10 protein-coding genes are annotated in these 19,686 nt (G+C 57.8%); 9 read left to right on the forward strand and 1 reads right to left on the reverse strand.

Annotated elements, in window-relative coordinates; all coding sequences use genetic code 11:
- Positions 1 to 237: 237 nt before the first annotated feature.
- On the forward strand, positions 238 to 1,188 hold the full coding sequence (locus AB8818_RS15615) for a LacI family DNA-binding transcriptional regulator (RefSeq protein WP_061096675.1): 951 nt from the start codon (positions 238 to 240) through the stop codon (positions 1,186 to 1,188).
- A 45-nt stretch (positions 1,189 to 1,233) separates the two neighbouring features.
- Here AB8818_RS15615 and AB8818_RS15620 read toward each other — a convergent pair whose 3' ends face one another.
- On the reverse strand, positions 1,234 to 1,530 hold the full coding sequence (locus AB8818_RS15620; protein ID WP_166709606.1) for a YicS family protein: 297 nt from the start codon (positions 1,528 to 1,530) through the stop codon (positions 1,234 to 1,236).
- 138 nt (positions 1,531 to 1,668) lie between these two features.
- Between AB8818_RS15620 and AB8818_RS15625 the strand changes: the two genes are divergently transcribed.
- The 8 genes from AB8818_RS15625 to AB8818_RS15660 all read left to right on the forward strand — a co-directional run bounded on the left by AB8818_RS15625 (position 1,669) and on the right by AB8818_RS15660 (position 19,683).
- Entirely contained in the window at positions 1,669 to 2,088 is a 420-nt protein-coding gene (locus tag AB8818_RS15625) for a GNAT family N-acetyltransferase (protein WP_163329992.1), read from the forward strand.
- A 129-nt stretch (positions 2,089 to 2,217) separates the two neighbouring features.
- Complete coding sequence (locus AB8818_RS15630) at positions 2,218 to 2,484, forward strand: antitoxin (protein ID WP_163329993.1); 267 nt, start codon at positions 2,218 to 2,220, stop codon at positions 2,482 to 2,484.
- A complete protein-coding gene (locus tag AB8818_RS15635) occupies positions 2,481 to 2,879 on the forward strand; it encodes a type II toxin-antitoxin system VapC family toxin (RefSeq protein WP_192984160.1) in 399 nt (132 codons plus the stop codon). Before AB8818_RS15630 ends, AB8818_RS15635 begins: the two co-directional genes overlap by 4 nt.
- A 140-nt stretch (positions 2,880 to 3,019) precedes the next feature.
- Positions 3,020 to 3,820, forward strand: a complete 801-nt coding sequence (nlpA, locus tag AB8818_RS15640; protein ID WP_028014989.1) for a lipoprotein NlpA — start codon at positions 3,020 to 3,022, stop codon at positions 3,818 to 3,820.
- A 122-nt stretch (positions 3,821 to 3,942) separates the two neighbouring features.
- Positions 3,943 to 4,722 (forward strand): MBL fold metallo-hydrolase, encoded by a 780-nt coding sequence (locus AB8818_RS15645; RefSeq protein WP_192984158.1) that lies wholly within the window; start codon positions 3,943 to 3,945, stop codon positions 4,720 to 4,722.
- A 26-nt stretch (positions 4,723 to 4,748) separates the two neighbouring features.
- Complete coding sequence (locus AB8818_RS15650; protein ID WP_192984155.1) at positions 4,749 to 5,702, forward strand: GlxA family transcriptional regulator; 954 nt, start codon at positions 4,749 to 4,751, stop codon at positions 5,700 to 5,702.
- A gap of 182 nt (positions 5,703 to 5,884) precedes the next feature.
- Entirely contained in the window at positions 5,885 to 7,582 is a 1,698-nt protein-coding gene (locus AB8818_RS15655; RefSeq protein WP_226857652.1) for a ShlB/FhaC/HecB family hemolysin secretion/activation protein, read from the forward strand.
- A gap of 14 nt (positions 7,583 to 7,596) precedes the next feature.
- A complete protein-coding gene (locus AB8818_RS15660) occupies positions 7,597 to 19,683 on the forward strand; it encodes a hemagglutinin repeat-containing protein (RefSeq protein ID WP_371199925.1) in 12,087 nt (4,028 codons plus the stop codon).
- The last annotated feature ends 3 nt before the right edge of the window (positions 19,684 to 19,686 follow it).

The following is a 19,686-nucleotide window of genomic DNA, read 5'->3' on the forward strand; positions in this document are numbered from 1 at the left end:
GAAACCGGTTTCCAATCATAAAAGACAGAAGTGTGACAATCATCAAGATCCCTTACTTATGAGGCTAATTAACCGGATGTGGGTCACATAATTTGGCTGTATTTGCGTCATTTTGAGTGGAAACGGAAAATCGGTTTCCATGAAAAACGGAAACGGATATACTCCGTTCTGGCTATAATGTGAGCCGTAGCGGTGATGGAATTTGCAGGCGCGAGGTTAGCCTGCCAGGGGAAAGAGATGTCGACAATCAATGATGTATCACGTCTGGCCGGGGTGTCTAAAGCCACGGTATCGCGAGTGTTGAGTGGGTCACGTGGCGTTAAGGAAGCCAGCCGTCAGGCCGTGCTGAAGGCGGTGGATGAGCTGAACTATCGTCCCAACGTGATTGCCCAGTCGCTGCTGAGCCAGTCGACGGGCTGCATTGGGGTGATCTGCGCGCAGGAAAACATTAACCAGACCACCGGGTATCTGTACGCGCTGGAAAAACAGCTCAGCCAGCATCAAAAACACCTGCTGCTGCGCTTCGCGCATAGCAAAGCGGAAGTGATGAACGCTCTCGAAGAACTCTCCTGCGGCCTGTGTGACGACATCCTGGTGATTGGTGCCCGTTTCCCGCTGGACGTGGATATGGAAAACGTCATCCTGGTGGACTGCATGGAGGCTGATAATTCCAACAGCATCCAGTTCGACCACGCTTTTGCCGCCGAAACCGCCTGTAACTACCTCACCAGCCAGGGGCGACGCCAGATTGCCCTGATCCACCCCCACGGCAGCGGGTTTGCCGACCAGGTGCTGCTTGGCTACAAGCATGCGCTGGAGAAAAACTTCCTGCCCTTTAATCGCAACCTCGTCTTTATGGACGCGACCTCCTCGTCCGTTGCGCTGCAGGAGCTGCTTAACAACGCCAGCACCCTGAATTTCAACGCGCTGCTGGTAGCGGACGAGCAGGAAGCTCAGCGGGTGATCCCGCAGCTGCAGGCGTTTAATAAATCGGTGCCGGAAGACATCATGGTCTTCAGTCTTGCCGGATCGCTGCACCTGCCGGGTATTCCGGTGATCCCGGCCATTGAATATTCCATGGACGCGATGGCGGCACGCATCGTGAGCTGGCTGACGGAGAAAACGCAGATGCTCGGGTCCTATGTTCTGCGCGGGGATCTCATCATTCCGGACGTGCGGAAGCGTTAAAAACGTTTTCCAGGCCGGGTAAGCGCAGCGCCACCCGGCGAGAACTCAATAATCCTCCATGCAATCCACCTGACTTACTGCATCCCAGTAGGCGTCCAGGTTGTCGCGCTTCACGGCGGTAACGGCATTTTTGATCAGCAGCTGGTTGGCCTCTGAAGACAAAATCATTGCCTGCCAGGCCTTATCGCTCTGCTTTTTCTGCGGCGTACAGGCTTTCTTCACATCTTTCAGAACCTGCTGTTTTATTTGTGCATCCTTTGCCGGATCGTCTTTTTCCTGAGCATGGACAAACGCGGCGAAGAGCAGACAAACCAGCAGGCAGACCAGGTGCGCAGCTTTCATCAAAACCCCCTTGAGAAGTCACAGGCTTCCCATGAAATATATCGTTACATTCAGTGTCGCGACGCCAGTCGAAAGTATGAATTTTCTCCAGAGTGTGGGTATGCGATAGTGAAACGGCAGAAAAATAAGGAGAAAAATATGTACCTGAGCATTACTGATAATGTCACGACGCAGGAGAAAGAGGAGTTACTGACGGGTCTGAGGGCTTTTAACGGGCAGTTTCTCGATCTGACAAATTTTAGCGGCGACGTTGGGGTTTACGTGCGTGACGATAATGGCGCAATGCTGGGCGGGTTAATCGGCGTGCGTAAAGGCGACTGGCTTAATATCGACTATCTCTGGGTGAGCGACACCGTGCGAGGTACCGGCGTGGGCAGCCAGCTCATCAGAACGGCAGAAGAGGAAGCCAGACGCAAAGGCTGCAAGCACGCGCTGGTGGATACCGTCAGCTTCCAGGCGCGCCCGTTTTATGAAAAACAGGGGTACCAGTTGCAGATGTCTTTGCAGGATTATCCTTATCCGGGCATGCAGCGACATTATCTGGCGAAAGCGCTTTAAGTCCGCTGCGGTGATTATGGATTCTGCTATTTATTGCGAGTCGCTTTCCTAATTTGAAGCGTGCTGCTTGTCTTCTTTTCAGGCCCTGGCGCATGCTTTGGCCTGGTTAAATAAAGCATGGAGATGTCAATGGAACGGACAGCAAAACTCTTCAAAAAGGGGCGGAATCAGGCGGTGATGCTGCCTGCTGAATTCGCGTTTGATACGGAGAGCGTCTACATCCGGCGGGATGAGGTGGGGAATGTCGTTTTGGCGGCAAAACCTGTTCAGACAAAGAGTTGGGATAATTTTTTCCGCCTGCTGGCAGTTACAGACGTACCGGATTCGTTTCTGAGCAAAGAGGAGCGCAATCAGAGTGTTACGACAAGAGACCCTCTGGATGGAGCCTGTTCATGAGGCATATGCTGGATACGAATATCGTGAGCCACTTGTTTAAACGACACCCGGAGGTTGTAAGCAGAATGACATGCCTGACTCCGGGGGACGTTTGTATCTCAAGCATTACCGAAGCGGAGTTGCTGTATGGTGCGGATAAGAAGAAAAGCAGTAGATTGAAAGAAACAATCCATGAGTTTCTCAATACCATCACGATTTGCGACTGGGACAGTGACGCCGCCGCAACGTACGGAGAGCTTCGTGCAGCCATGGAGAAAAAAGGCAAAGTGATGGGCGATCTCGATCAGCTGATCGCTGCGCATGCTATCAGCCGGGGGACAACGATTGTGACAAACGATCGTGCATTCAGAATGGTGCAGGAGCTTGCCGTCGAGGACTGGACGACAACGTCGTGATCCCTGATGCCGGGTAAGCGCAGCGCCACCCGGCGATACTCGCATATAACTTATCCTTCTTATTGATTCTTTTTCGTTTTTTATTTCACCGCCTCGTTGTCGATATAGTCACTACACCATTCAGCAAAAGGAACTGTCTCGTGAAACGTCGATTAGGTGCTCTGGTACTCGCTGGCCTGCTGTTGGCAGGGTGCGATCAAAGTGGCAGCGATGCCAAACACATTAAAGTGGGCGTCATCAACGGCGCGGAACAGGACGTGGCGGAAGTCGCCAAAAAGGTGGCGAAAGAGAAATATGGCCTGGACGTGGAGCTGGTAGGGTTCAGCGGCTCGCTGTTGCCTAACGATGCCACAAATCAGGGAGAGCTGGATGCCAACGTCTTCCAGCACCGCCCGTTCCTTGCAGAAGATAACAAGGCGCATGGCTACAAGCTGGTGGCCGTGGCGAACACTTTCGTTTTCCCGATGGCCGGCTATTCCCGCAAAATCAAATCCGTGTCTGACCTGAAGGACGGGGCGACTATCGCCATTCCAAACGATCCGACCAACCTTGGCCGCGCGCTGCTGCTGCTGCAAAAAGAGAAGCTCATCACCCTGAAGCCGGACACCGGGCTGCTGCCGACGGCGCTGGATATTACCGCCAACCCTAAACAGCTGAAAATTATGGAGCTGGAAGGGGCACAGCTGCCGCGCGTGCTGGACGATCCGAAAGTGGATGTCGCCATCATCAGCACTACCTATATTCAGCAAACCGGGCTGTCGCCGGTGCATGACAGCGTCTTTATTGAAGATAAAAACTCGCCGTACGTGAATATCGTGGTGACGCGCGAAGACAACAAAGACGCGGAGAACGTGAAGGCGTTTATCCAGTCCTATCAGTCACCGGAAGTGGCGAAAGCGGCGGAGACGATCTTTAACGGCGGGGCGGTGCCGGGCTGGTAAAGGAACCGGCAGAAAACGCGGTGATTAAATTGGCCCGATTCCATCGGTAATCGCCCTTTAACCCACAGCGTTACCGGCGACGGCTGGCTATCCTCCTTATCACACCAACCGGAGGATAGCCCATGAACATTACCCACATTCGCAACGCCACCCAGCTGATTACCTACGCCGGAAAACGTCTTTTAATCGACCCGATGCTGGCCCCGAAGGGCGCTTATCCGGGCTTTCCCGGCACGGCGCATGCCGATATCCGTAACCCGACGGTCGAACTCCCCGTTGACGTCAACACGCTGCTGGACGTCGACGCGGTGATCGTCACTCATACACATGATGATCACTGGGATCGCGCCGCAGCAGAGCTGATCGCCAAAGATAAACCGATCTACGTGCAAAACGATCGTGACGCCGCGCTGCTGCGCAGCCAGGGGTTTAGCAACCTGACGGTCATGACCGACGCGACCACCTTTGGCGATATTCAGATTACGAAAACCCACGGCGGCCAGCACGGTACCGACCGCGCTTACGCCGTACCGGAGCTGGCGGAGCGGCTGGGCGAGGCCTGTGGCGTGGTGCTGCGTCATCCCGAGGAGAAGACGCTCTATCTTGCCGGGGATACCATCTGGCGCGAAGAGGTGGCGGCCGATCTGCAAAAGCACCAGCCGGACGTGGTGGTACTGAACGCCGGCTATGCCCACGTCCTTGGCTTTGGGCCCATTATTATGGGGCAGGAGGACGTGCTCAACGTTCATTTCCTGCTGCCGCAGGCCAACATTGTGGCGAGCCATATGGAGGCGATTAACCACTGCCTGTTGACCCGCAGCGCGCTGCGTGAGTACGTTGAAGCCAACCAGGTGAGCGATGCGGTGAGCATTCCCCAGGATGGCGAAACCGTTATATTCTGAGTGCGTTAACGGGAAAGGAGAGACAGATGTCGCTAGTCAACGTCGCGATTGTCGCGGTAGACGGGTTCAGCCCGTTCCACTACTCCGTTCCCTGCATTCTGTTTGGCGATTCGGTCTCCGGCGAAAAGCGCTTTAATGTGACGATCTGCGCCGAAACGCCGGGGTTTCTTACATCAAAAGACGGGTTCGCCCTCAATGCCACGCAGGATTACACCGCCATCGGGCTGGCCGATATTGTTGTCGTTCCCTACTGGCAGCACGTCCTTGAACGTCCGCCTCAGACGCTGCTAGACAGCCTGGTACAGGCGAGAGACCGCGGCGCAGAAATCGTCGGGCTATGTCTGGGGTCTTTTGTGCTGGCCTGGGCGGGGATCCTCGACGGTAAACGGGCCGCCACCCACTGGGAATTTGAACGCCAGTTCCAGTCGCTCTTCCCGAACGTCGAGCTGGATATCAATGCCCTCTACGTGGATGACGGCAATATCATCACCTCTGCCGGTACCGCAGCCGCGCTGGACTGCTGCCTGTATATTATTCGCCAGCGCTTTGGCAGCGTGGTCGCCAACCAGATTGCCCGCCGGATGATTGTACCGCCGCACCGCGAGGGCGGGCAGGCGCAGTTCATCGCCCAGCCGGTACCGAAAGATACCCGTGACGCACGTATTAACTGCCTGATCGACTACCTGCAGCAGCACATTACCGAACCGCATAGCCTGGACTCGCTGGCGGAGGTGGTTTCGATGAGCCGCCGCACGCTGACCCGCCATTTTATTAAAGCCACGGGCATGAGCGTCGCCGACTGGCTTACCGCCGAACGCCTGCGGCGCAGCCAGATTTTGCTTGAAGCCGGAAATATGCCCGTTGAGAGCGTGGCGGAGCTGGTGGGATTTAATTCCGCCGTCACCTGGCGGCAGCAGTTTAAGGCACGCTTTGGGGTTAGTCCGGTGGAGTGGCGAAAGACGTTTCGACTTCATGCCTAGTGTATTACGGCTAACTCAAGATTTAAGGGTGAGTTAAATCATTTCTTATTTTCTCTTAATATCCTTATCACTTTTCTGAAAGAACCATTAATTTTATGAGCCCTAATGCAAATTAGATATACTCTCTTTAAGAATGCTCTTATATTACAAAAATAATCATTGCGGACATTTTTGTGGCATGGATGAATAGCTCCGAAATAAAAAATAGAATAATTTCATTTGTAAATTATACTGTTGCTATATTATTTATTGTGCTTTTTTCAGCAAGCGTGAATGCTGCCCCCTTGTCGCCAGCTGATCGCGATACTATTCAACAGCAACAGCAGCAGCTTTTACTTCAAAACCAGCAGCAGCGCGAAGAGCTGAAGCGGAGTATTCCCCTCCCCGAACCCGCCAGACCAGGGCCTGTTACCGGCTCCGGGCCCTGTTTCACCATTAACAGCATTACGCTTTCCGGTGCGACCTTAATCTCTCCAAAAAACCAGCATAACCTTGTTGCGCCGTGGCAAGGACAGTGTCTGGATATGGCGAAAATAACGGAGCTTCTGGCCCATATTTCTGACTGGTATATCAGCCGGGGATATATCACCAGCCGCGCCTTTCTTACCGAACAGGATCTCTCCGGGGGCCAGCTGAATATTATTGTGCTGGAAGGCCGGCTGGAAGCGATTCGCCTGGAAGGTGAAACGCCGCGGATGCTGAAAATGGCGTTTCCGGGACGGGTGGGGCGCATCCTTAATTTACGCGACATCGAACAGGGCATGGAGCAAATAAACCGTTTGCGCGCCGAGCCGGTTCAGATAGAAATTCTTCCGGGAACCCAGCAAGGATATTCGATTGTTAATCTCACGGCAAAACCGGAATTTCCGTTAAGTGCATCGGTAAGCCTGGATAATAGCGGGCAGAAGAGCACCGGTGAAGAGCAGCTTAATGGCGTGCTCACTGCCAATAATATGCTGGGGCTGGCGGATAAATGGTTCGTCAGCGGCGGGCGCAGCAGCGATTTTGCCAGCGCGTACGATGCGCAGAATTTCCAGGCGGGCGTCAGCGTGCCGTTTGGCTACGGCCTGCTGGACTACAGCTATGCCTGGAGCAACTACCGAACCACCATCAATAACCAGGGGTTCAACTGGCTCTCCACGGGCGATACCAAAACCCACCGCGTCAACGCGTCGTGGGTGGTTTTCCGCAACGGGGATGTGAAAACCGGCATCGCGGCAGGCGTGGTTCAGCGTTCAAGCCGCAACTGGCTCAACGACGCGCCGCTTCAGAGCAGCACGCGCAATCTCTCCAGCCTGATCCTGGGCGTTACCCACACGCAAAAAATGCTGGGCGGCGTCGCGACCTTCAACCCGACCTGGAGCCACGGCATGCCGTGGTTCAATGCCGAAACCGACGAAGATAAATCCGGCGATATGCCGCGGGCTGAATTCCGCAAATGGAGCCTGAACGCCAGCTTCCAGCGTCCGATAGCCCGTAACGCCTGGTGGCTGACCAGCGCCTACGGCCAGTGGTCGCCTGACCGGCTGTACGGCTCCGAGCGTCTGACGCTCGGCGGCGAAAGCTCCGTGCGCGGTTTTAAAGAGCAGTATCTGTCCGGGGATAACGGCGGCTACTGGCGTAACGAGCTGGGATATTCCCTCTTCACCCTCCCGGTGATTGGCGCGGTGAGCGCCACGGTCGCCGTTGACGGCGGCTGGCTGGAGAAAGACAGTCAGGACCGCTTTGCCTCCGGCACGTTATGGGGTGCCTCTGTGGGGCTGAGCAGCGCCGGGCGCTGGTACAGCAGCCAGGTTTCAGTCGGCACGCCGCTGCACTATCCCGACTGGCTCGGCCCGGATCATGTGAGCGTTAACTGGCGCATTGCCTTTATGCTTTAAGAGACTCTACGACTATGGATACCCGTCACCCTCCCGTTCGTTTCTCGCAGCGTCTGATCAGCTGGATTGTCTGCGGCCTGATGATCTGGCAACCGATGGCTCCTGCCGTCGCGGCGGCGCTCACGCCGACCGGGCAGACCACGGTGGATCGGGCGGGGAACGGGGTTCCGGTCATCAATATCGCCACGCCGAACGGGGCGGGTATTTCGCATAACCAGTTCCAGGATTACAACGTCGGCAAAGAGGGGCTTATCCTCAATAACGGCACGGACCGTTTAACCCAGACCCAACTGGGCGGGCTTATCCAGAACAACCCCAACCTGCAGGCCGGGCGGGAAGCGAAAGGCATCATCAACGAAGTCACGGGAGCCAGCCGCTCGCAATTGCAGGGCTATACGGAAGTCGCCGGCAAGGCGGCAAACGTCATGGTGGCTAACCCGTACGGTATCACCTGTAACGGATGCGGGTTTATCAACACCCCCAATGCCACGCTGACCACAGGTAAACCGCAGTTTGACGCTAATGGTAACCTGCTGGCGCTGGACGTAACGAAAGGGGCCATCACGGTTGAAGGCCAGGGGCTGGACGCCAGCAGGAGCGACGCGCTGTCGATTATTGCGCGCGCAACGGAAGTGAACGCCGCGATTCACGCGAACGACCTGAAGGTGACGGCGGGGGCGAACCGCGTTGGCGCAGATGGAAGCGTTAAGCCGATTGCCGGTGAGGGGGCCGCACCCATCGTGGCTGTGGATACCGGCGCGCTCGGCGGGATGTATGCCAACCGTATCCGCCTGGTCTCCAGCGAGGCGGGCGTGGGGGTGAACCTCGGCAATCTCACCGCGCGCCAGGGGGATATTCAGCTTGATGCGGGCGGCAAACTGACGGTCTCGAACAGCCTTGCCAGCGGATCGATCGCCGCCAGCGGCGCGGGGGTGGCCCTCAACGGCAGCCATCAGGCCGGTGGCGCGCTGAACTTGACCAGCTCGCAGGATGTGGAGCTCAATAACAGCACGCTCGCCAGCAGCGGCGATATGCGCCTTTCCAGTGAGGGAAAAGTGCAGATGACGGGCGGCGGGACGAACAGCGCGGGCGCGCTGGCGGTCGTGGGCAGGCAGGGGATTGCGCTTTCGGATGCGACGCTGACAGGCCAGACCGACACCATGCTGTCTACCGACGGCAGCCTGACGCAGCGCGCCGGCAGCATCACCAGTAAAGGCGCGCTCAGCGTGGCGGCCGGAAAGGATATCGCGCTGACCAGTACCCGCGTCGGCAGCGATACCCGCACCACGCTGACCGGCGGCACGCTGTCAGCCACGGGCAGTGCGATCTCGGCAGGGGAGAACCTTGCGCTGAGCGTCGGACAGCTGGTGCTGGACGGCCAGAGCCGGGCCGACGCCTCGGGCGATATCCGCCTGACGGGCAGCACCGTCAGTAACCAGGGACAGGTGAATGCGGGGCGCGACATTGTGCTCTCCGGCGACAGGGTGTCAAACGGCGGCCAGCTGGCGGCGAAAGGCCATCTGGATGTGAATGCCGGAGATCTGACGAACGGCGGTGCGGTTCAGGGTAGCGACATCACTTTACGGGGGCAGACGGTTACCAATAGCGGTACTTTGCAGAGCGCGGGAACGCTGGCGTTGAACGCCGGTACCCTGGAGCAGCAGGGCACGCTGAGCGCGAAAGGGGATGCGAACGTCACGGCGCGGCAAACCCTGCGTAACGGCGGCAGCCTGCTGGCTGACGGCGCGATGAACGTGACAGCAGGCACACTTGAACAGAATGGCACCCTGTCCGGCACGACGGCGCTGACGGCGCAGGCCGATACCCTGACCAGCGGTCAGGCATCCCGTACCACCAGCCAGGGCAACGTCCAGCTTACCGCCAACCGTAGCGCCAACCTGAACGGGCAGACGGACGCGGCGGGGGCATTAACCGTTTCCACCAGCGATCTGATCACCGATCGGGATGCCCGCCTGCAAAGCGGGCAGGCGCTTACCCTTCAGGCGCAGAATGCGACGTTGAACGGCACCCAGGCGGCAAAAGGAGCGCTGTTGGCGACCGCAGGCACGCTGGCGCATGCCGGGAAATCCACCGGTAACACCCTGAATTTTAACGCGACCAACGACCTGACCAGCAGCGGGGAACTTACCGCCGGTACGATCGGCCTCAGCGGACAGAACATCCTCCTGTCCGGCGTCGCAAAAGCGGACCGCATGACCCTGACGGCAGGCGACCGCATCACCACCCGCGGTTCGCTGGTGGCCGATACCCTGTCGCTGGACGGTGCGTCGGTAGAGAACGGCGGGCTGCTGCAGGGAACCACCCTGCTCAATCTGAAGACCGGATCGCTCGTGAACCTGAGTGGGGGATCGGTCTACAGCGCGCAGGATTTAACGCTGAACATCCCGGTGCTGGCTAACAGCGGTCTTATCACCACCGACGGCACGCTGCGCGTCAAAGGCGACACGCTGACAAACCAGGGTGAAATCAACGGCCTCAGTCTGAGCAGCGAATATCTCAACCTGAGCAACAGCGGACGCCTGCTGGCGGACGAGCGGATCACGCTGAACGGCACCACGCTGGTTAACACGGGCAATATTGCGGCCAGCGACCTGCACGTGACGGCGAACAGCCTGCAAAACCAGGGCACCGTTCAGGGGGAAGATACCCTGACGCTCGGCGTGGCAGACATCAGTAACCGTGGCGCGCTGCGCAGCAGCGGAACGCTGAAGCTCAACGGCGACACGCTTGCTAACAGCGGCGAACTCAGCGCCACCGCGCTGCTGTTGAACCTGACCCGTCAGGCCAGCAACGATGCCGACGGGCGGGTGATTGCCCGGGACGGCCTGACCCTGACTACCGCCAGCCTGACGAACGGCGGGCTGATGGCAGGTACCGACGCACAGTTCAACAGCGCGGCAGTCACTAACGGCGGCACGTTGCAGGGCACCCATTCCCTGACGGCGACGGGGGCGCAGCTCAGCAACCAGCAGTCGGGCATGCTGCTCTCCGGTGGCGCGCTCGAACTGCACCACACCACCTTAAACAACGCCGGGCTTTTGCAGGGCAAAACGCTAAACCTGGCCACCGGCGAGTGGATCAACACCGGTAACGCGCTGGGGGAAGCGGGCGTGACGGCGGAGGTGACCGGCGCGCTGACCAACAGTGGCAAGGTTCTCAGCCAGCAGGCGCTGGACGTGCAGGCCGGCAGCACCGATAACCGGGGCCAGCTGCTGGCGAAAGTGCTGACCCTGCGCGGCGATCTGCAGAACAGCGGCCTGCTTCAGGGCAGCAGTACGCTGGTCTGGTCCGGCGATACTTTCGCGAACCAGGCCCAGGGGCAGGTGACGGGTGGCGAGACCCTGACCCTGAGCGGAAAAACCCTCAGCAACGCGGGCAGCCTTCAGGGGCGCAGCGCGACGCTTGGCGCAGAGAGCCTGAGCAACCAGGGCAGCGTTCAGGCGCTGGACGCCCTGACGCTTTCCGCCACCGGCAGGCTGGACAACAAAGGGGCTCTGCTCAGCCAGAACCTGTTTACGCTGACGGCGGCGCAGCTGTTTAACGACGGCCAGCTGGCCGGGAAAGCGCTGACGGCGAATGCCGCGCAGCTGACCAACACCGGCATTCTGCAGGGTAACGACGCGCTGGCGCTGACCACCCGCTCGCTGAGTAACAGGAATACCGGACAGCTGATGAGCGGCAGCAACCTGGATTTACACCTCGACACGCTTGATAACGCCGGTCTGCTGCTGGTGGACGGCGGGTTCACCCTCCGGGGAAGTGACCTGACGAACCAGGGCGATATTCAGGCGCAGAGTCTGGATCTTGGCCTGAGCAACACCCTGACAAATACGGGGAACCTCGTTGCCACTGAAAATGCCATCCTTAACGCGACGACGCTGACCAGCAGCGGCACGGTGGCGGGCAAAACGCTGACCGCAGGCGCAGCGGAACTGCGCAACAGCGGCCTTATGCAGGGCAGCAACGCCGTTAACGCCACCGCCGATCGCTTTATCAACGAGCTGAACGGCAAATGGCTCTCCGGCGGCGGCTTCACGCTGAAGGGCGGACAGCTGACGAACGCCGGTACGCTGCAGGGCGCGACGCTGGGCATGACGGGCAGCATCCTAACCAACAGCGGCACGGTGAACGGGCTGACGGGACTCAGCGGCACGCTCAGCGGGGCGTTAACAAATACCGGGCTGCTGCAGAGCGGCGGCGCAACCACCTTCACCGCGGACACCCTGGCGAACCCGGGGCGCATCATGGGCGGCACGCTGTCCCTCAACGCTCGCGATCTCAACAACGGCGGGCTGATGCAGGGAACGAACGGCCTGGCGCTCATCGGCACCACGCTGACCACGAGCACGAATTCGCGCACGCTTTCCGGCGGCATGCTGACGCTGGATGCAGGCCTGCTGACCACCCAGGGCACGCTGCAGGGGAACGGCGCAGACGTCCGCGCCACCGACTGGTCGCACGGCGGGTCACTGCTCAGCCAGGGAACGCTGACGGCAAATGCAGGCGGCACGCTGACCTCAAACGGCTCGCTGATGAGCCAGGGCGGAGCGGATATCACCGCCCGGACGCTGGATAACCGCGGGCAGCTTCTCAGCGAGGATAACGTGACGCTCGGCGGCAGCACGCTCAAAAACAGCGGCACCGTGCAGGGGAAAAGCCTCACGCTGAGTCAGAGCAGCATCAACAACCAGGGCACCTTAACCGGCCTGCAGAGCCTGACCCTGCAGGGGCAGCAGCGGCTGATGGCGCGCATGGCGATGGCCGCGCCGCAGCAGGAACTCATTAACGGCGCAGGCGGCAAGCTGCTTACTCAGGGCACCCTGACGATGACGTCCGGCGCGGTGACCAACGCCGGAAGCTGGCAGGCACAAAATATCCTGCTCAACGCCCAGTCGCTCACCAACAGCGGCGCGGTGCAGAGCGCAGACGCGCTGCAGATGACGCTGGCCGACACGCTCACTGGCACCGCAGGCAGCAAGATTACCGCGCTGGGCAGCGCGACGCTGCAGGCTGCCACGCTGGCGAACCAGGGGCAATGGGCGGCGAAAAACCTGACGCTGAAAAGTGGCACGCTCAGCAACAGCGGCGCCATCAGCGGCGTGAACGGCCTGACCCTCAGCCAGACCGGCGCGGTGAGCCAGCAGTCATCCGGCACCCTGCTCTCCGGCGGGGCGCTGAACGTCACGGCGGCCAGTGTCACCAGTGACGGGAAGATTCAGGGGAGCACGCTCGGCATCACCACCGGGGCGCTCACCAACGGCGGACGTTTGCAGGGCGATAACGGCGCGACGCTGGCCCTCAGCGGCACGCTGACCAACAACGGCGGGGGCGAAATCGTCAGCCGCGATGGCCTGACGCTGACCACACCCACGTTGTTTAACTACGGCCTGATCCAGGGCGGCGGCGAGACGCGCGTGACCGCCTCCTCGCAGGCGCGTAATGACGGCAGGCTGCTTTCCGGCGCGCGCCTGACGCTCGGCACGCCGCAGTTCACCGGCACCGGCTGGCTGCAGGCCACTGACCTGATCCTCAATGCGGCGAACGCCACTAACGGCGGCACGTGGGTGGCCGACCGGGCCACCCTGACCGGCACCACGCTTGCCAGCCAGGGCACCACCCAGGCGGGACAGCTGACGGTTAACTACGGCCATCTGAACAACAGCGGCACGCTGCTCGGCAACGCGCAGCTGAATATTAATGCCGACCAGGTGACCCAGAGCGCGGGCGGCAAGCTGCTGAGCGGCGGCAACCTGTGGCTGCAGAGCCGGGGGCTGGACCTCACCGGCCAGCTGGTTTCCCTGGGCGATTTAACGCTGCAGCTGACGAACGCGTTTACCAGCCGGACCGCCGTGGCGGCAGGCCGAACCCTGACCATCAGCAGCGGCGGCGACATCGATAACCGCAGCGTGCTGCAGGGGCAGGCGGTTAACCTCAGCGCGGGCGGGCAGCTCAGCAACAACGGACAAATCACCACCGGCGGCGGTGCCAGTATGCTCTCTGGCAGCAATGTGGCGCTGAACGCCGCGGGCTCGGTGCAGGGCGGGGGCGATATCACCGTGGCCAGCCGGAGCAATATTACCGTCGACGGCTTCACCGGCACGCGCGGCTCGCTGACTCTCAGCGCGCCGGGCGCCATCGTCAACACCGCGCTGCTGTATGCGGCCAATAATCTGGCGCTGTTGGCCGACAGCATCACCAACCAGCGCGGCGACATCATGGCGGGGAACAACCTGTGGATGCAGCGGGATGCGGCGGGGAATGCTAATAGCCAGGTGGTGAATACGTCGGGGAATATTGAGACGCAGGGTGGAAGTCTTAATATTAAAACCATCAACTTACGAAATGAGCGGGAAGGGCTTAAAGCGTCAACTGAGAGTCAGGTACAACCAGTTGATGACTGGATGACAGGTGAGTCGACAATAGATGTACCTGTTACGGCTCTGCCAGATGGAAGTTATGGTTTTTATTCGCGTGAAGTCATTACTGGTCCGGGTGCTGGTAACTGTGGAGCTAATAGTGCATGTAATATCCATCGCTCCACATACTATTATCTGGCTCCTTTTAAAAATACAGTCAGGCAGCGTTTTTCCGGAAGATACAGCACAACTGTTATTACAGGGGGCGATTCTCCAGTAGGGCGTATCGCTTCAGGTAGCGACCTGAATATTCAGGCTTCCAGGCTTGATAATAATGCCAGCAATATATTGGCAAACGGTGATATTCACCTGTCAGGAAATCAATTAAATAACCAGAGCTGGCAGGCAGGTAGTGAGATTGACTACCTGATTTATGAATATAAACCGTTATCTGCATCTGTTGGTTACGCAACAAGTCAGCTAGGCACGGCTGGTAGTAAGAATATAAAATTCAAGAATGATACTATTGAGTACAATCTGGTTGGGCATGAAACAGAATTCCAACCGGGTGAACTCTACCGAGCCGTCATCCAGGCGGGTGGCAACGTCACAGCAAACTTCACCAGCAATATCAGCAACACTAATACCACCGCCAACGCAGGCGGCGTCAGCAACGTTATCTCCGCGCCGTCGCTGAACACCCTCAGCAACCAGACCATCGGCAGCGGGGTGCAAAAACTGGGGCTGAGCAATACCGGTACCGTGGCGGTAAACTCGCCGCAGTGGAACGATCAGCTCCAGGGTGCGCTGCAGCAGCTTAACGGCGGCGGGGCGCTGGAAAATGGCGGTGCGTCCGGCACGTCTCTCAGTAACATTGCCACCACGCAGAAAGGCAACGCCAATCTCGGCCAGCTGGGCGCCCTGGCTAACGCAGGGGCCACCACCGCCGATCTCAAAACCGCTCAGGGCGGTGCCGTCGGGCATTATCAGGGCCAGCGCGTCGATACCAGCGCTTACCCGCTGCCGTCGGGCAACAACGGCTATTTTGTCTTCAACGACAACCCGAAAAGCCCGTACCTGATCAACATCAACCCGAAACTGAACGGCCTCGGACAGCTCGATCCCGCCCTGTTTGCCGACCTGAACGCGATGCTAGGGGTCAAGCCGTCGTCCACGGCGCCGCAGGAGACGCGGCTGGCGTTTACCGACGAGAAGCAGTTCCTCGGCTCGTCTTATATGCTGGGTCGCCTCAACCTGAACCCGGATTACGACTACCGCTTCCTGGGCGATGCGGCGTTCGATACCCGCTATGTCTCCAACGTGGTGCTCAACCAGACCGGCAACCGCTACCTGAACGGCATCGGCTCCGATCTGGATCAAATGCGCTATCTGATGGACAACGCCGCGGCGGCGCAGCAGTCTCTGGGCCTGCAGTTTGGCGTCTCGCTGACTGCGGACCAGATTGCCGCGCTCGACCACAGCCTTCTGTGGTGGGAGAAAGCCACCGTCAACGGTGAAACGGTGATGGTGCCGAAACTCTACCTGTCGCCGAAGGACGTCACCGTCAATAACGGCAGCGTGATCGCGGGCAACAACGTCACCCTTAAGGGCGGCAATATCACCAACAGCGGCAGCTCGCTGCTGGCGAATAACAGCCTGACGCTCGACAGCCAGAACAGCATCAGCAACCTCAACAGCGGCCTGATGAAAGCGGGCGGCGACCTGAACCTGAGCGCCATCGGCGACATCAATAACATCAGCTCCACCATCAGCGGTAAAACGGTCGCGCTGGAGAGCCTGGACGGCAGCATCAACAACCTGACCCAGGTTGAGCAGATTGATATCAATGCCAAAGGGAAATACAGCAACATCAGCCTGAAAGACACGCTTCTGGGCAACACGGCGTCCATTACCGCGCAGAATGGCCTGTCGCTTGAGGCGGGGAAAAACATCACCGTGACCGGGGCGAACCTGGCCTCCGGCGGCGACATGTTGCTGAACGCGTGGGGCGATATTGCCGTCAACGCGAATCAGATCAACGACGCATACAGCTCCAGCCGGGAGAAAACCAGCCGCTCGTCCGTCACGTATCAGGGCAGCAACGTCACCGCGGGCGGCAACCTGCTGGTGAATGCCGGGCACAACCTTGACGTGACCGCCAGCGACCTGAAGGCGGGCGGCAGCGCGGGGCTGAGCGCGGGCAACGATCTCAACCTGAACGCGGCACAGACCAGCGAAAGCAGCCAGAAAGGGAAAAGCGAATCCCACAGCACCGGGATCGACCGCACCACGATTTCCGCAGGCGATAACCTGGTGCTGAAGGCCGGGCAGGATATCAACGCTCAGGCCGCCGCGCTGGCGGCGGAGAAAAATGTCGGGCTGCAGGCGGGTCGCGACGTGAATCTGGCTGCGGAAGAGACCACGCAGGGCGACAGCTACAGGTCAGGCAAGAAAACCGTTATTAACGAGTCCGTGCGTCAGCAGGGAACGGAGATCGCCAGCGGGGCGAATACGCAGATCCTTGCCGGACGCGATGTCACCACCGAAGCCGCGCAGGTGACGGCGAAGGGCGATATTGGCGTGGCGGCAGGCCGCGACGTCAGCCTCGATACCGCAACCGAAAGCGATTATCACTACAAAGAGGAGACCAAAACTAAAAAAGGACTCTTCAAGAAAACCACTACGCACACTATCGATGAGGAGAGTGCGACTTACGAGAAAGGATCATCATTCAGCGGAAATAACGTCTCTGTCACAGCCGGAAATGATGTGACAGTGAAGGGGTCCTCAATCATTGGTGATAGTAATGTCGTTCTCAACGCGGGTAACGATGTCAATGTCGTGGCCGCATCCAACGAGCAATCGTCCTATCATCTGAAAGAGAAGAAAACCAGCGGCCTGATGGGTAGCGGTGGTATCGGCTTTACGATCGGGACCAACTCCACTCGTCACCGGGTTAACGAAGACGGCACGACGCAAAGCCAGAGCGTGAGTACCATCGGTTCCACTGGCGGTAATGTCAGCATTATTGCGGACAGCAAAGCGCATATTAGCGGTGCAGATGTAATCGCTGCTAAAAACCTGAATGTAGCTGCCGGAGAAATTGTAGTTGATCCTGGCAATGATCTGCTTCGCCGAAAAGAAACGTATGAACAGAAGAAAAGTGGCCTGACGCTGTCCGTTTCGTCTGCCATTACTGATGCGGCAATGGCGGCAAATAACGCTATTAAGCGCGGCAGCGAAGTCAGCAACGATCGCCTGAAGGCACTTTATGGCGTAAAAGCCGCGCAGGAAGCCTGGGTTGCCGGCTCTGGCGTGGCTTCCATGGCTGGTGGTGCTGCCGGTGGTGACATGAATGCTGTTCGGGTTGAGCTTAATATTGGCTCAAGCAAAAGCAAATCCACCTCTGAACTGAAGCAAAATGAAGTCCGAGGCAGCACGCTCACAGCCGGAGGCGATGTGAATATGGTCGCCACCGGAAAAAATGGGGCGAGCGGCGATTTGCATATTACAGGCAGTGGTGTAACGGGAAATAACGTTACGCTAGTGGCGCAGAACGATCTGATACTTAATGCTGCCTCCAACAATCGTGATCAAAAAAGCTCTAACAACAGTAGTGGGTGGGCTGCTGGTGTGCATGTCTCGGTCGGAAAGGAAACAGGGATTGGTGTTCAGGCGAGTGGCTATCAGTCCAAAGGTGGTGATGACGGGAAAACGACTGAGCATGTGAATAGCCGTGTCAATGCCCGCGACGATCTAAGCATGAGCAGCGGACGTGACATGGTCATTGCCGGTGCGCAGGCGCTGGGTGACAAAATTACTGCCGATGCGGGCCGCGACCTGCTGATAACCAGCCTGCAGGATACTGATGACTACCGCAGCTGGCAGAAAGACGTCAGCGGGGGAGCCAGTTTCACGTTCGGTACCATGACGGGGTCAGCTTCACTCAACATCAGTAACAGCAAAACTAAAAGTGAGTATGCGAGCGTCGGTGAGCAGAGCGGCCTTTTTGCGGGGGAAAAGGGTTTTGATATCACCGTCGGCAAACACACGCAGCTGGACGGGGCTGTCATCGCCAGCACATCTACAGCGGATAAAAACTCTCTGGAAACGGGCACTCTTGGCTGGCGTGACATCCATAACAATGCCGAATATAGCTCAGACACGAAAGGAATCAGTGCAGGGTACGCAGGCGACAAGAATGGAAGCGGCGGTAGCGCAGTACCAATTATTGGAATAGGGGCGCATGGCGATACGTCCGGCACGACACATTCTGCAATAGCTGACGGCGCAATAACCATTCGTGAAAAGGAAAATCAACAACAGGATGTCGCTGAGTTAAGTCGCGATACGAATAACGCCAACGGCCATATTGATAAGATCTTCGACAAAGAAAAAGTTCAGGAGCAGCAGGAATTAGCTGGCCTGTTCGGCCAGATCGCGAATCAGGCTGCTGGGGACCTCGGCGCTAAAATGGGCTGGGGTGCAAACAGCAAAGAGAAAGCCGCTATTCATGGCGTAATTGGTGCGCTACAAGCGAGCCTGGGGGACAGTAATGCCCTGGCTGGCGGTGTTGCAGGTCTTAGCAGCGAAGCCTTTGGCAAAATGGTAACGGATTATCTGGGCACCCATACCTCACTCGGTGAAAGTGAGAAAGGGGCGATTGTTCAATGGGCGGCAGCGATAAGTGGCGCCACCATTGGTGGGATAATTGCCGGAACGAACGGGGCACGGTCGGGTGCGGCGGCTTCAATAGATTCAGTGCGTTACAACTACCTTAATCATAAAGAAGCCGAGCGTAAAAAACAGGTTGAACATGAGCTTGAGAATGGTGATTTAACTGTAGAAGAACGCCAGACGCTAACGCAAGAACTTGCTGATATCAACGCCATGGATAAAACCCGCGATCAGCAAATTTTGGATGTCTGTACCCAAGGAAACAAGAGCAGTGCAGGCTGTGGGCAACTTGTTGTACAAGCACAGAAAGCGTTGGAAAGTTATGGCGGTGATGTAACTTATAACCTTAAGTATAAGGACCTTTTCCCAGCGGATTACGCCAACGCTGAAGCTATAATGAAGGGGCTTGATGATGGAAGTATCACTCGAGATGCAGCCATCACAGCTATCGTTAATGAGAGTGGGAAGGACGGGAAGCCCAAAAAGTCATGGGATGAAGTGGCGCAGACTTATGATCGCGTGATGCAGGTACATGACATAGCCAGTGTGTTGATAGGTGTTAAAATGGCTATCGATGGATCTACGTCAGGTAAGATTGCCAGCAATACCAAAAAAGAGCCCGTAACTCTTAACGCAAATGATGTTCGTCTGTCTCAGAATACCGTTTCCTTTAATAAGACTGAACGTGATACTAAACAAAAATACACTTATGATGACTTAGTAACTAGTATGAGAAAGGATGGTTGGAAGGGCGACCCAGTGGATGTTGTCACGATGCCTGATGGTAAAGTTACGAGTATAGATAATACTCGCATAGCTGCTGCCCGCGAAGCGGGTATAGATGTGAAAGCAACCGTACGAAACTATAATGATAAACTCACAGCAGCTGAAATGCTTCGTTTCTCCGACCCAAAGAGAGGTTTATCACCAACTACGTGGGGTGAAGCAATAACTGGTCGAATTAATAAACAGTCAGGGAGTTTCAGCAAAGACAATCCGTATGGGGCAAATGAATCCCCTCGTATAACTGGCAAACCAAAAGGTTGAGAG

This window comes from Enterobacter sp. KB-280D8 (genome assembly GCF_041399405.1).
In the GTDB taxonomy this organism is placed as follows: domain Bacteria; phylum Pseudomonadota; class Gammaproteobacteria; order Enterobacterales; family Enterobacteriaceae; genus Enterobacter; species Enterobacter cloacae_N.

Excerpts from the sequence above, each read along its gene's own strand:
- AB8818_RS15615 (WP_061096675.1), top strand. The coding sequence starts at position 238 with ATGTCGACAATCAATGATGTATCACGTCTGGCCGGGGTGTCTAAAGCC.
- AB8818_RS15620 (WP_166709606.1), bottom strand. The coding sequence starts at position 1,530 with ATGAAAGCTGCGCACCTGGTCTGCCTGCTGGTTTGTCTGCTCTTCGCC.
- AB8818_RS15625 (WP_163329992.1), top strand. The coding sequence starts at position 1,669 with ATGTACCTGAGCATTACTGATAATGTCACGACGCAGGAGAAAGAGGAG.
- AB8818_RS15630 (WP_163329993.1), top strand. The coding sequence starts at position 2,218 with ATGGAACGGACAGCAAAACTCTTCAAAAAGGGGCGGAATCAGGCGGTG.
- AB8818_RS15635 (WP_192984160.1), top strand. The coding sequence starts at position 2,481 with ATGAGGCATATGCTGGATACGAATATCGTGAGCCACTTGTTTAAACGA.
- AB8818_RS15645 (WP_192984158.1), top strand. The coding sequence starts at position 3,943 with ATGAACATTACCCACATTCGCAACGCCACCCAGCTGATTACCTACGCC.
- AB8818_RS15650 (WP_192984155.1), top strand. The coding sequence starts at position 4,749 with ATGTCGCTAGTCAACGTCGCGATTGTCGCGGTAGACGGGTTCAGCCCG.
- AB8818_RS15655 (WP_226857652.1), top strand. The coding sequence starts at position 5,885 with ATGAATAGCTCCGAAATAAAAAATAGAATAATTTCATTTGTAAATTAT.
- AB8818_RS15660 (WP_371199925.1), top strand. The coding sequence starts at position 7,597 with ATGGATACCCGTCACCCTCCCGTTCGTTTCTCGCAGCGTCTGATCAGC.